This is a genomic window from Acuticoccus sp. MNP-M23, from assembly GCF_031195445.1.
Lineage (GTDB): Bacteria > Pseudomonadota > Alphaproteobacteria > Rhizobiales > Amorphaceae > Acuticoccus.
Map to the genome: position 1 here is coordinate 1 of NZ_CP133480.1, position 13053 is coordinate 13053.

Sequence of the window (13053 nt, forward strand, 5' to 3'; positions counted from 1 at the left end):
AGGGAAAATATGCGGGAGCTGATGACGTGGCGTTGCCCCGAAAGTGTCCCCGCTCATAGCTGGACTCTGTTCGTGTTGTGGTCGCATCGGGACCGTGTTGCAAACTCGTTCGGGGTGAGGCCGCGGGCCGCTCCGGTTTCACCGGAGGGGATTTGGTTAAGTTCGTGCAGCCATTTGCCGGTGGTCGTGCCGAGCGGAGTAAGGTTCCTCCGCTGCGGCCGGCGGGATGTTGCCTATGCCCTCCGGGAACTGGCGATTGTTGAATCAGTCGACCTAGGCGAGCGTCGCGGACTTGACGGCTTCGAAGAATTCCACAGGCTACGCCGATGAATGATTTCGGCCTTGCAGAGGCCGTTAATCGTTTCGGCGAGATCGTTGTCGTAGTTGTCTCAGAGGCTGCCGACCCGGGCTCGATTCCCGCCTCGGCCAGGCACTCGGTGTAGCGAATGCGGACGTAATGCAAGCCGCGATCCGAATGGGGCACAAGGCCAGCGCGATGAACGGGCCGTCGCTCATGCAGCGCCCGCTCCAGAGCGTCCAGCACGAGGCCGGCATGAGCGGTCCGGCTCCCCCCGGCCGACGATGCGGCGGGCATAGGCATCAATGACGAAGGCGACGTAAACGAAGGCCGCCCAAGTCGAGACATAGATGAAATCCGAGAGCCACAGCCTGTTCGATGCCGTGGCATGGAAGACCCGGTTCACATGGTTGAGTGGGCATGGTGCCGGCCTGTCCTGAATGGTGGTTCCGGACGGGCTTGCCGCGGATCACGCCTTGCAGGCCCATGCTCTGCATGAGCCGCAGGGCGGTTGCAGCGGGCAAAATCGACCCTTCCCGCATCATCTGTCGCCAGACCTTGCGTGCACCATAGACCTCGAAGTTCCGGGTGAAGGCGCGCTCGATCTTGGGCATCAGCTCCAGCTCCTGCTTTGCTCGCGCCGAAAGCTTTGATACATCAAGCCGCCGGGCGACGTGAGGTTGCTAGGTCGACGGAGCGATCGGCAGTACCTTGTTGTTCGGCTCGACCCCGTACGCACCGCGGTGATCGTCGATGAACGCGATCATGTCTTCGACCGGCGGCTCTGTTCCGCCTGAGCGAAATACACCGAAGTTTTGCGCAGGATCTCGTTCGCCTGCCGCAACACGCGGCTCTTCCGCCCGAGTGCATTCAGCCACTTGTTCAGCGAGTGCGCCGAACAGCAGAAATTCTCAGAGTTCAACACGATAGCCTGCCTGGGCAAGGGGTGTTCATGCGCGTGCTCCAGCACCGCATCCCCTGCGCCAAAATGTCGGCCGCGCTGGCATGCGCCCGGCAAGGTACATGCCGACAAAGGCCAGGAGTATGCCGGTTGCCTCCGCGCCTTCCGCGAGCGTCGTATCACTGACGGCATGCCCGAAAGGGCATCGAAACATCGCGGCGGCGGGCCACCGGCGCTGGGTCGTAGAACGCACCAATGTCTGGTTTTTTCGCTTCCGCCGCCTCACGGTTCGCTACGAGCGCCGCCAGGACATCCACCCCGCCTTCACAACCCTCGCCTCCGCCATCATCGCCATGCGGTTCTGCTTGCGGTGGTGATGTTCGGTGCTCTTATGGCAAAGCGCCGACACGCCGATCCCGCGGCATCGGGTCGGCCAAGATGCCCCGCGGTCCGTTGACAGAGGGAAGACAAGATCGTTCCTAGCGCCAACGAGTTTCAGTTTTGATAGCGAAGCGAGAAGTGCTGCACCTCTCGTGGACCGTTATTACGCTTACCTGCTGGCCAGCAAACGCTTTTGGTGCATTCTTTATGAGAAAAATGATTAACCCATGTTTCCCCCGCTCAGGACACAGATTCCTCCGCAATCTTTGCCAGACTTATTTCGGCGAACGCATGTTGTTTACGAGCGTGTATGATAAAACATACTCAAATATGCACCCTAACGCGAACTATATCAAAGACCATGACTTTCTCTTGCAAACTCCGATAGAGACGAGCAATCTGTATCTGGTACAGTGCCGCCATCCATTGGAATCTCTGATTTCATATTTTGAATTCAAAGTTCATCATAAAAGCGCTTCGGATACAGAGTCCGAATTTTATGATTTCCTCTCAGGTGAGCTTATATTCTGGAAAAAATTTGTTGATAAGTGGTGCCTTTCGAGTGAAGTGATCAACAATTGAAATATTCATCGAGTTTTGTATAAGGAGCTTTATCAATCAACTGAGGCCACGCTCGAAAAGGTGATTGCCTTTAACACTGAGGGTGCCGAGGCAATCGATCGATCACGACTGGAAAACACGGTATCGAAGCATACCCAATCATTCTCAAGATATGTCGAGGACGGAACGCACGATGGAGTCGTGCGCACAAGAGCGCGAAATATTAGGGATTTTAAATATTTTCGAGAAGATCTCGCTTTAATTGAAGAGAATTTAATCGAAGGTTATTTGAAGCCTCTATCGATAGACCCGATATTGGTCGAATAGTCGCATTGGGATGCGTTCTAATTCATCGCGGCGTCCTACCTCACTGCCGAACACCTACGACGCTATTTCGAGACTTCGCCATTTTATCGATGGGGAGACCTGAGAGACCACTTAAGTCCCCTGACGGCTCTGCATTGCCCACCCGGCGAACGCCGTGAGCAGAGGTCGATCTCGACTGCCGGAAGGGCAACACCGTCCGGCGTCCAGACGATAGGACGGTGTCGGTTCCACAGGCCATGTGGGGTGCTTCCGCTTTGAACTGCCGGCCCAGGATCTTTTCGGCGGGGCCATGGACAGCTTGACGCCATAGATACTCGCCCGACGCCAGCAACCGATCCAGATCTTGATGCCTGCCAGATTGGCGAGGCGGGCAACGCGGTCCGGGCAAGATGTCTCGCCCTGCTTCGGCAGATCATCGTAAAGCCAAACACCTTTAAAAACCTCGACGAACTGCATTCAATGAACCGGGCTCGTAAACGCGATTGCGATGCTGGGCCAACCGGCTTTCTTCCGTGTCGAGGATCGGCTGTGCGGCTGAGAGACGGCCGCAATCAGTTGAACGCGTTCGCGAGGGTCGTAGACTTCGAAGTGTTCCGACCTTCGATGGAGGCGACATTGGGCTCAAGCAACCGCCCCCCCCCCCGTTCGGCCTTTCGCGCAGCCTCCGTGCGCGTCCTCGCCCATCAGAAAGGGCCGATCAACGAAAGAGATCCGGCCAAGCCGGGGTCGGCGTCCCACGCGGCCTGCCGTTGTTTCAGAACGCGTTCTTCGAGGTGCTCAGCTTCGTGGAGAGCCTGGACGGTTGCTTCTGCGACCTGTGCCGCAACGAGCCTCTCCTCCGCAGCCTTTCGGGCGCTCGTCGCATCATTGAGGGATGGCGCACCGACGACCACCGCGACAGGCCGCACACCAGCCTGAGCAGCCTCACTCCGAACGAGTTTTCAACCCGGTGCCGATGGCGCCACAACACGAACAGAATCCAGCTATGAGCGCGGACGCTTCTGGGGCAATGTCAGACCGTGCACATACTTGTTGCGTGCCCAGTGCGTTGGCAATCGGTCGCAGCGACAACCGTTCTCTTCGCGCGACAGGCTGCAAAGCCTGTGGCAGGAATAGGCGCGGCCTCAGGTTTGCGATGGAGCGTCCCAAATGAAAAGCATCCGGCAGGTTGTTACGGTGGGCGTCATCGCTGCGCTGGGTGTCGGTGGCTACATCTACTATCAGGAGGTCGTGCTCTCCCCTGCCGGGGCGGTGGCGGATGGGCGCCCGCGCGGGCCCAGAACAATCACCGTTGAGGTGATGCCGGCTGAAACCCACAGGCTGGGCGTCGTCATCGAGGCGGTGGGGTCCACAAGGGCGCAGCGCTCGGTGGACATTGTCCCGAGCGCTGAAGGCCGGGTCACCGAAACGAACATTGCCGCCGGCCTTGCCGTGACCACAGGCACCGTTCTGGCGCGGCTCGACGACGACATCGAAAAGGCGATGCTGGCCGAGGCAGAGGCAACGCTTGAGGAAAAGACCGCGGCGCAGGAGCGCGCGGAAACCTTGCTGCGCAGCAACAATGTCAGCCGCGCCTCCATCGACCAGGTGCGTGCCGAGCTTGCCATTGCCAGCGCTGTCGTGGACCGCGCCCGACGCGGGCTGGCAGACCGAACGGTGGTCGCCCCGTTCGATGGCGTTCTGGGTCTCACCTCGATCGACATCGGCGCGCGGGTCGATACCTCCACCGTCCTCACCACCCTCGATGACCTCTCAGCCGTGGAAATCGAATTCGGCATTCCGGAGACCTATTTTGGCCAGATCCGGGAGGGGCAGCCGATCACGGCCACCACCGCCGCCTTCCCCGGCCGCGAGTTTCAGGGCGTGGTGGACGCGGTGGACAGCCGCATTGCGCAGACCACGCGGGCCTTCAGGGTGCGTGCGCGCCTTCCCAACGAGGAGCGTACGCTCCCGGCGGGCATGTTCATGCGGCTCAGCCTTTCGCTGGGTGAGCGCGACGTGGTGGCCGTCAGCGATGAAGCGATCCTCGTCCAGGGCGGCGACAGCTTCGTGTTTGTGGTGGAGGACGGCAAGGCCGCCCGCCGGCGCGTCACGACGGGCCTGCGGCGCAACAATCTCATCGAGGTCAAGACCGGCGTGTCGGACGGCGAGGCCGTGATTGCGCGCGGCCTGCAATCCCTGCGCGACGGCAGCCAGGTGGAGGTGCTAACACCCGCAACGCCGGCGCCAGACCCGGCCGGCTCCGCCGAAAGCGCCTCGTGATGCTGTCGGACCTGTCGATCCGCCGCCCGGTGCTGGCAGCGGTCGCCAGCCTTCTCATCATCGTGTTCGGGATCGGCGCGCTCACTCAGCTGCCGATCCGCGAATTGCCGGACATCGACGCGGCCATCGTTTCGGTCCGCACCACTTACACGGGCGCGGCGCCGGAGATCGTCGACACCGACATCACCGAAATTCTCGAGGGCTCGGTGGCCGGGATTGCCGGGGTGAAAACCATCAGCAGCCAGAGCCGGCGCGGGCGCAGCACGGTGACCGTGGAATTTCAGGTCGGCCGCGATATCGACGAAGCGGCCAACGACGTGCGCGACGCGGTGGCACGGGTCCGCGCCGATCTGCCGGACGATGTGAACGAGCCGCAGGTCTTGAAGAACGACGCGGACTCGGACCCCGTGATGCGCCTTGCCGTCATCAACCCCAACATGACGCCAGCCGAAATCACCGACTATGTGGACCGTTACGTCATCGACCGGCTGGCGACAGTGCCCGGCGTCGCCAGTGTCGACATGTACGGCGACCGGCCGATGGCCGTGCGCATCTGGCTCGACAGGCGCGCGATGGCGGCGCGCAACCTGACCGTCGCCGACATCGAGACCGCGCTGCGCAGCGCCAACGTCGAGCTTCCCGCAGGTGAACTGGAAACGCGCTCGCGCCAACTCACCGTGCGGCTCAACAACCGCATTCCCACGGTGGAGGCCTTCGCCAACGTGGTGGTGGACCGTGTCGCCGGCCAACCCATCCGCCTGCGCGACATGGCCCGCGTGGTGTCCGGCGTGTCGGACGACAGCTCCATCGTGCGCAACAACGGCGTGACCGCCGTCGGCCTTGCGGTGGTGCGCCAGAGCCAGTCCAACACCATCGCCATCTCCAATGCAGTCCGCGCGGAAATTGACGCGATGAGCCCCGGTCTGCCGCAAGGCATGGCCATCGAGGTGGGATCGGACGATGCCATCTTCGTCGGCGCTTCCATCCGCGAGGTGGTGAGCGCGCTCGGCATCTCGCTGGCGCTGGTGGTGGGCGTCATCATCGTGTTCCTGCGCTCGTGGCGCGCGACCCTCATTCCCGCCATCACCATTCCGGTCGCCCTCGTCGGCACCTTCGTGCTGATCAGCGCCATGGGCTTTTCCATCAATGTGCTCACGCTTCTGGCGCTGCTGCTCGCCATCGGGCTGGTGGTGGACGATGCCATTGTGGTGCTGGAGAACATCCAGCGCCGGATCGACAATGGCGAATCGCCGCTCAAGGCCAGCGTGCTCGGCGCCCGGCAGGTGACGTTCGCGGTCATTGCGACCTCGCTCACGCTGATTGCAGTGTTCGTGCCCCTCTCCTTCCTGCAGGGGCAGGTGGGCCGGCTCTTCACCGAATTCGGCTTCGTGATGGCAAGCGCGGTGCTGATCTCCACCTTCGTGGCGCTCACCGCTTGCCCGGCCCTCGCCTCGAAAATCCTGCGTGGCAGCAAGCCTGCGCCTGGCGGCACCGCGCACGCGCCGCAGTCCGAGCACTGGCTCCTGCGCGGCTTCCGCGCCGCGGTCACCTTCGCCATCAGCGTCCCCGTTGCCGTAATCGCCATCGGCCTTGCGGTCGCCTTCATGGGGTACACCATCTACGGCACCATCCCGCAGGAACTCAGCCCCAGCGAGGACCGCGGCGTGGTCTTCGTGCCGCTCACCGCGCCCCAGGGCAGCACCGTCGCCTTCACCGACATTGCGGCCCAGCAGGTGGAGCGCGTCGCCGACCCGCTCCGGCAGTCGGGCGATGTGGAGACCGTGTTCACCTACACAGGCAGCTTCGGCCGGCAGAACCGCGCCTTCGTGGTGATGCGCCTTGCCGACTGGGCCGACCGCGACATGAGCCACCGGGACGTGGTGCGCACAATGATGCCGAAGATGGGTGACATCACGGCCGCCAGCGGACGGCCGATCACCCCGTCCGGCCTTGGCTTGCGCGGCAGCCGCAACCCGCTCTCGATTGTGGTGAGCGGGCCGGATTTCGAGAGCGTGAAGATCTGGGCTGCCGAACTTCTGGAGGCAGCGCGGAACAACCCCCGCCTCACCAACATGGAAATGGACTACGAGGAGAACCAGCCGCAGATCGACGTGTCGGTCGACCGCGACAAGGCCGACGATCTGGGCATCAACCTTGGCACCATGGCCTCCACCCTGCAGACCCTGCTTGCCTCGCGCGAAGTGACCACGTTCGTCGATCGCGGGCGCGAATACCCGGTCCTCCTGCAGGCCGATGTCGGCGACCGCACCTCCCCGTCGGACATCGACTTCATCTTCGTGCGGGCCGGGGATGGCGAGACCCTGGTGCCGCTGAGTTCGCTGATCAACGTCACCACCACAGCCGCGGCCGACGAATTGCGCCGGTACGACCGCCTCCCCTCCATCAGGGTGCAGGGCTCGCTTGCCGACGGCTATTCGTTGGGCGAGGCAATCGCATTCATGGAAGCGGCTGCCGCTGACCTCCCGGCCGAAGCGCGGATCGGCCTTGCCGGCCAGTCCCAGCAATTCCGCGAAACCTCCAGCGGCGCCATGACCACATTCGGGCTGGCGCTTCTCATCGTGTTTCTGGTGCTGGCGGCGCAGTTCGAGAGCTTCATCCACCCGCTTGTCATCATGCTGACGGTGCCGCTGGGGGTTGCGGGCGCCGTGTTCTCGCTGGCAATGACGGGCATATCGCTCAACATCTACAGCCAGATCGGCATCATCCTTCTTGTGGGGCTGATGGCGAAGAACGGCATCCTGATTGTCGAGTTCGCCAACCAGCTGCGCGATGAGGGTCTTGGCGTGCGCGATGCGGCAATCGAGGCAAGCGTGTTGCGCCTGCGCGCCATCGTGATGACGCTGATCTCCACCGTGCTGGGCGCCGTCCCGCTTGTGCTGGCCAGCGGTGCGGGTGCGGAAAGCCGCACCGCCATCGGCATCGTCATCATCGGCGGGCTGATGGTCTCCGGCATCCTTACCTTGTTTCTGACGCCGGTGCTCTACACCCTCCTCGCCCCATTCACGACGCCGCGCGCCGCCATCAAGAAGGCAATGGACCACGAGCTTCAGAACGTCGGCCCCACTGCCGGAAACGCCCCGGCTGAATAGGTTATCCGCCGCTTCCCCACGCATCAGCGTCACGGCGACGTGGCGTGGCGCTTGCTTCTATGAATTTGCATAGGCAGGATCGGCGGATCGCGCAGCGCGCGTGTTCGAGCGGAACCATCGGAGCAGCGGCAATCCCCCCATGAGTGCGGTATTCACACGAGCCTGGACGACGCTCATCACGCTGTTCGGGGTCGCGGTAGTCGTCTTCGTCGTGATCCGCATCGCGCCCGGCGACCCCATCGCGATGATGTTGCCCCCCGGCGCCAGCGACGCCGACATTGCCCGCCTGCGCGCCCTTTACGGGCTCGACAGCAGCATCTTCACCCAGTTCGTGGTCTGGCTCGGCAACGTCGTGCAGGGCGATTTCGGCACCTCCATCTCGCTCAGGCAGGACGTTGCCAAGGTGGTGCTCTCCCGCCTCCCCGCCACGCTGGAACTTGCGCTGCTTGCGCTTGTCATTGCCGTTGCCATCGGCGGCACCGCCGCCGTTCTGGCCGCCCGCTTCCGCGACACGGCCACCGAAGCCGTGGTGGATGTCGCCGACGGCATCGCGCTCTCCATCCCCGACTTCCTGTGGGGACTCACGTTCATTCTCCTCTTCGGTGTCGCGTTTCCGGTGTTCGAGATTTCGGGGCGGATCTCGCCACGCCTCGAGCTTCCGTTCGTCACCAACTTCTACCTTCTGGAGTCCATCGTCCGCTTCCGGTTCGACCTTCTGGCCAATCTCCTGTCGCACATGCTGATGCCGGCGCTGGCCCTGGCCCTGCCGCTGGCCGCTGTCATCGCGCAACTCCTGAAAACATCGCTGAAAGAAGTGATGAACCAGGACTATGTGCTTCTTGCCCGCACCCGCGGCTTCGGCCAGACCCGCGCACTCCTGCGCGAGGGCCTGCGAAACGCAGTCCTTCCGACCATGACGCTGGTGGGCGTGCAATTCACCTTTCTGATTGGTGGCACCGTGATTGTGGAGCGGCTGTTCTCCTACGAGGGGCTCGGCAACCTTGCCATCGACGCCGTCATCAACCGCGACCTGCCGCTGATCCAGGGCATCGTCATCCTGTTTGCGGTGCTGTTCGTCGCCATCAACCTCATCGTCGACCTTCTTTATGCCGTGCTGAACCCGAGGCTCCGTCATGGCTGAAGCTTTCGGCGCCCCGCGGCCACGCGCCCGCAAACCCGCACCCCGCCTGTGGCTGGCGGGCGGCTGGCTCTTCATCGTCGCCGCGGCAGCCCTGTTTGCCCCGCTCCTCGCACCGCACGACCCGCTGGCGCAGGACCTCTTCCTCAACCGCATGCCGCCCTTCTGGGCCGCAGGGGCCGAACCCGGCTACTGGCTCGGCACCGACAGTCTTGGCCGCGATGTCCTGTCGCGCGTCATATACGGTGCGCGGATCGCCTTCATCGTTGCCTTCATTGCCGGCACGGCGGCTTGCATCATCGGCGCGACGCTGGGGTTGCTCGCCGGCTATTTCGGCGGCTGGACGGACCGTGTGATCTCCCGCATCGTCGACATCTGGATGGCGTTTCCACCCGTCCTCTTCGCAATCCTTCTGGTGGCCGTGCTCGGCACCGGGCTCTTTTCCGTCATTATCGCCATTGCGGTGATCGACTGGACGCGCTTTTGCCGCGTGGTCCGCGCCGAGGCGATGCAGCAGCGCGCCATGGAATACGTGGATTCGGCGCGGGTTGCGGGGTTCTCGCGCTGGCGTATCCTGGCGCGCGAGGTCCTCCCCAACGTGATGCCCTCCATCATCGTGCTCCTGTCGCTGGAAATGGGCATTGCCGTCATCGTCGAGGCGATCCTGTCCTTCGTGAATCTCTCGATCTCGTCGGACTCGCCCACCTGGGGCGGAATGATCGCCGAGGGCCGCGCGGCCATCTATCAGGCGTGGTGGGTGCTGGTCTTCCCGCTGATTGCCCTGTTCCTCACCGTTCTCGCCTTCAGCCAGTTTGGCGAGGGGTTGAAGAACCGCTTCGATCCGGTGCTCCAATGACCGCTGCACTTGCCATCACCAACCTGTCCGTCGCGCTGGGCGGCGACCGGCGGCACCGCCTCCTGCGCAGCGTGAACCTTTCGGTCGCGCCCGGCGAAGTGCACGGCCTGGTGGGCGAATCGGGCGCCGGCAAGTCGATGATCGGCAAGACGGTGTTCGGCATCCTGCCGGGGGCGGCACGGGTGGTGGAGGGCGAGATCCGCTTCAACGGCGTCAACCTTCTGGCGCTGGGCAAGAAGGAGCTGCGCACGCTCCGGGGGCGCGAGATGGCGCTCATCCCGCAAGACCCCCTCACCGCGCTCAACCCGTCCCGCCGCATCGGCCCGCAGCTCACCGACCGGCTGGTCAGGATTCTCGGCCACACAAAGGCAGACGCCACCCGCAGAGCCCGCGACCTTCTGGAGGAAGTGCAGATTCGCGATCCGGACCGCGTGATGCGCGCCTATCCGCACGAACTCTCCGGCGGCATGCGCCAGCGGGTGCTGATTGCCGAAGCCTTTGTCGCCGAACCGAAGCTCATCGTTGCCGACGAACCGACCACCGCGCTCGATGTGACGGTGCAGCGCAAGATTCTCGGTCTGATTGCCGCCATGCAGGCCCGGCACGGCGCGGCGCTGCTGTTCGTCACCCACGACCTTGGTGTGGTGGCCAAGGTGTGCCAGTCGGTCTCGGTGCTGTTCGGCGGCCACGTTGTGGAGCAGGGCCGCACCGGCGAAATTCTGGCAGCGCCGCAAACCGCCTACACCCGCGCCCTCCTCGCTGCCACGCCGCGCTACGACCGGCCGGACGCCGCATTGACGCCCGTTGCCCCCAAGATCACCGCTGCGCTGACGCTCGACAACGAGTGGGCCGACACCGAGTACGCGCGATGACGATGTTCAGTGTCGACAATCTCAGCCTTTCCCTGCCCAACCTCAATGCAAAGCGCCCGTTCCGGCCGGCGCCGATGGTGCCGATCCTGCGGGACCTTTCCTTTGAAATCCCGGCTGGCGCCTGCGTCGGCATTGTGGGGGAAAGCGGCTCGGGCAAATCCACGCTGGGGCGCACGCTGGTGCGGCTATACGAGCCCACCGCCGGCAGCGTCGTGTTCGACGGGACCGACATCACGCACCTTTCGCCGGAAGAAATTCGCCCGTTGCGGCGCAACCTTCAGGTGATCTTCCAGGACCCCTCCTCCTCCCTCAACCCGCGCCACACGGTTGCGGCGATTGTGGAAGCGCCGCTGCGCCTCCACGGCACCGCCAACCCTGCCGCCGCGGCGCGCGAGGCGCTCGACGCAGTGGGCCTGTCCGGCGCCTTCGCCGGCCGCTATCCGCACGAACTCTCAGGCGGCCAGCGCCAGCGGGTGGGAATTGCGCGCGCCGTGGCGCTTCGGCCCAAGTTCATCTTTGCCGACGAGATCGTCTCCGGCCTCGACACCTCCACGCAGGCGCAGGTGATCGCGCTGCTGAAGGATCTGCGCCGCCACCTGTCGCTCACCATGGCCTTTGTCAGCCACGACCTGTCGGTGGTGCGCCACCTGTGTGACAGGCTCATCGTGATGAGCGGCGGCGAAATCATCGAAGCCGGGGACACTGCTGCCATCTTCGACAACCCCCAGCATGCCGAGACCCGCGCCTTGAAAGACGCGATCCCGCTGCCGGAGATCGACGACGCCTGGCTTCACGTCTGAGGCGGAGCGGCCGCCGGAGCGGCCGAAGCCCCCCGCTCAGGCCGTGCGGGCTTTCTTCTGCCGTTCTTCGAGGTAGGAGACCAGACGGACCGCCGGCCACAGGATGATGAAGTAGATGATTGCCGCCGCAATCAGCGGTGACGGGTTGGCCGTCAGCGCCTGCGCGTCTGTCGCCTGCTTGAGCAGGTCCGGCATGGCGACGACCGAGGCAAGGCTGGTATCCTTGGCAATCGCGACGCAGTTGGACGTTTGCGGCGGGATCGCCACCCGCACCGCCTGCGGCAGAACCACTTTCCACAGCGTCACCGGGAAGGGCAGCCCCAGCGCCCGTGCCGCCTCGAACTGGCCTTCCGGCAGGCTCTGGATCCCGGCGCGGAAACACTCTGCCGTGAACGCCGCCAGCACAAGCGAAAGCGCCATCACCGCGGAGGCGAACGGCGAAAACACGATGCCCACAAATGGCAGCGCGTAGTAGATGACCACAAGCAGGACGAGGATCGGCAGCGCCCGGAACGCGTCGATCAGGAAGATGGCCAGCCACCTGAGCGGCTTGGGCGCATAAAGTTTCATCAGGCACCAGATGATGCCCATGGTCACGCCGAGAATGATGGTGGTGACCGACAGGAGTGCCGTATTGATGAGACCCTGCCAAAGCATTGGCAGGGTCCGCAGCATCACTTCTGTATTAAAGAAGGTCTCGAAAAGGCCCATTATTCAGCGGTCGGAATGTCCAGAACGGTGACCGTGCTGGTCCCTTCCATCGGGGGAACGCCGAACCACTTCTCGTGGATCTGTGCCAGGAAGCCTTCTTCCTTCAGTTCGGTGATCGCGTCGGATGCCTTCTGCGTCCACGGGGAGTCCTTTGCCAGCATGATGGCGTAGCGGTCCCCGGTGGAGATGGTCTCGCCAGTGGTCATCCCCTTCATTTCCTTGAAGGCGAACAGCATGCCCGGAAGGTCGGTGACCACGGCGGCGACACGGCCGTTCTGCGCATCCAGCAGCATCTGCGTGTTGGTGTCATAACCGCGGATCGCGCCGATCTTGTACTGCTCGCCATATTCGCGCGCCCACTTGTCGCCGGTGGAGGCCGACAGGACGCCGACGTCCTTGCCTTCGAGGTCGGCAAGCGTGGCGGCGCCGGTGCCTTCCTTCAGGCCGAGTGCCAGGTCGGCATCATAGTAGCCCTGGGTGAAATCCTGGTTCTGGAGCCGGTCGTTGGTGATGGTGATCGAGGAGATCGCCATGTCGATCCGGCCCGAATTGGTGGCGGCGAACAGCGCCTGGAAGCCGGTGTCCTGATAGTCCACGTCAACGCCCAATTTTTCGGCAATTGCGTTGACGAGGTCCACCTCGAACCCCTCGAACGAACCGTCGGGCTGCTTGACCTCCCAGGGCGGGTTGGCCGGATAGACGCCAACTGTCAGCGTTTCGGCCGAGGCGCTGGCCGCAAAGCCTGCTGCCATGACCGACAGGGCCACCGCTGCTATCATCTTACGCATCAACTACTCCCCTTTGTTATCGCCACCTGATCGGGGCGCTGACCCGAG

General features: G+C 63.6%; 9 protein-coding genes, 2 pseudogenes and 1 other annotated feature. Of the genes and pseudogenes, 8 read left to right on the top strand and 3 right to left on the bottom strand.

What is annotated here, in order from left to right:
• Window positions 1-156: 156 nt before the first annotated feature.
• Window positions 157-1316, bottom strand: a pseudogene (locus tag RDV64_RS00005) (IS3 family transposase).
• Window positions 991-1107: a sequence feature (AL1L pseudoknot), on the bottom strand. (Overlaps the previous pseudogene by 117 nt.)
• On the opposite strand from RDV64_RS00005, the pseudogene RDV64_RS23800 reads away from it, so the two are divergent.
• The 8 genes and pseudogenes from RDV64_RS23800 to RDV64_RS00045 form a co-directional block, all read left to right on the top strand.
• Window positions 1291-1576: pseudogene (locus RDV64_RS23800) on the top strand (IS5/IS1182 family transposase); the annotation flags it as partial. The pseudogenes RDV64_RS00005 and RDV64_RS23800 overlap by 26 nt on opposite strands.
• Before the next feature lie 1677 nt (window positions 1577-3253).
• Window positions 3254-3457: an integrase core domain-containing protein gene (locus tag RDV64_RS00015; protein ID WP_375143845.1), complete on the top strand. Its 204-nt coding sequence runs from the start codon at window positions 3254-3256 to the stop codon at window positions 3455-3457.
• Between the two features lie 160 nt (window positions 3458-3617).
• Window positions 3618-4730, top strand: coding sequence for an efflux RND transporter periplasmic adaptor subunit (locus RDV64_RS00020; RefSeq protein WP_309197247.1), 1113 nt, complete (start codon window positions 3618-3620; stop codon window positions 4728-4730).
• Window positions 4730-7840 carry an efflux RND transporter permease subunit gene (locus RDV64_RS00025; RefSeq protein WP_309199579.1) on the top strand — a complete coding sequence of 1037 codons (3111 nt, stop codon included), beginning with the start codon at window positions 4730-4732 and terminating at the stop codon, window positions 7838-7840. Before RDV64_RS00020 ends, RDV64_RS00025 begins: the two co-directional genes overlap by 1 nt.
• 139 nt (window positions 7841-7979) lie before the next feature.
• Complete coding sequence (locus RDV64_RS00030) at window positions 7980-8981, top strand: ABC transporter permease (protein ID WP_309197248.1); 1002 nt, start codon at window positions 7980-7982, stop codon at window positions 8979-8981.
• On the top strand, window positions 8974-9834 hold the full coding sequence (locus RDV64_RS00035; protein WP_309197249.1) for an ABC transporter permease: 861 nt from the start codon (window positions 8974-8976) through the stop codon (window positions 9832-9834). Before RDV64_RS00030 ends, RDV64_RS00035 begins: the two co-directional genes overlap by 8 nt.
• Window positions 9831-10706 carry an ABC transporter ATP-binding protein gene (locus RDV64_RS00040; protein WP_309197250.1) on the top strand — a complete coding sequence of 292 codons (876 nt, stop codon included), beginning with the start codon at window positions 9831-9833 and terminating at the stop codon, window positions 10704-10706. The genes RDV64_RS00035 and RDV64_RS00040 overlap by 4 nt, the downstream gene beginning before the upstream one ends.
• Entirely contained in the window at window positions 10703-11506 is an 804-nt protein-coding gene (locus tag RDV64_RS00045) for an ATP-binding cassette domain-containing protein (protein WP_309197251.1), read from the top strand. The genes RDV64_RS00040 and RDV64_RS00045 overlap by 4 nt, the downstream gene beginning before the upstream one ends.
• Before the next feature lie 36 nt (window positions 11507-11542).
• On the opposite strand, the gene RDV64_RS00050 is transcribed toward RDV64_RS00045, so the two are convergent.
• Window positions 11543-12217 carry an amino acid ABC transporter permease gene (locus RDV64_RS00050; RefSeq protein ID WP_309197252.1) on the bottom strand — a complete coding sequence of 225 codons (675 nt, stop codon included), beginning with the start codon at window positions 12215-12217 and terminating at the stop codon, window positions 11543-11545.
• Window positions 12217-13005, bottom strand: a complete 789-nt coding sequence (locus RDV64_RS00055) for an ABC transporter substrate-binding protein (protein ID WP_309197253.1) — start codon at window positions 13003-13005, stop codon at window positions 12217-12219. Before RDV64_RS00055 ends, RDV64_RS00050 begins: the two co-directional genes overlap by 1 nt.
• Window positions 13006-13053 lie beyond the last annotated feature (48 nt).

Coding starts and splice junctions, on each gene's coding strand:
- RDV64_RS00055 (WP_309197253.1), bottom strand. CDS start 13,005: ATGCGTAAGATGATAGCAGCGGTGGCCCTGTCGGTCATGGCAGCAGGC.
- RDV64_RS00030 (WP_309197248.1), top strand. CDS start 7,980: ATGAGTGCGGTATTCACACGAGCCTGGACGACGCTCATCACGCTGTTC.
- RDV64_RS00035 (WP_309197249.1), top strand. CDS start 8,974: ATGGCTGAAGCTTTCGGCGCCCCGCGGCCACGCGCCCGCAAACCCGCA.
- RDV64_RS00020 (WP_309197247.1), top strand. CDS start 3,618: ATGAAAAGCATCCGGCAGGTTGTTACGGTGGGCGTCATCGCTGCGCTG.
- RDV64_RS00025 (WP_309199579.1), top strand. CDS start 4,730: ATGCTGTCGGACCTGTCGATCCGCCGCCCGGTGCTGGCAGCGGTCGCC.
- RDV64_RS00050 (WP_309197252.1), bottom strand. CDS start 12,217: ATGGGCCTTTTCGAGACCTTCTTTAATACAGAAGTGATGCTGCGGACC.
- RDV64_RS00040 (WP_309197250.1), top strand. CDS start 9,831: ATGACCGCTGCACTTGCCATCACCAACCTGTCCGTCGCGCTGGGCGGC.
- RDV64_RS00045 (WP_309197251.1), top strand. CDS start 10,703: ATGACGATGTTCAGTGTCGACAATCTCAGCCTTTCCCTGCCCAACCTC.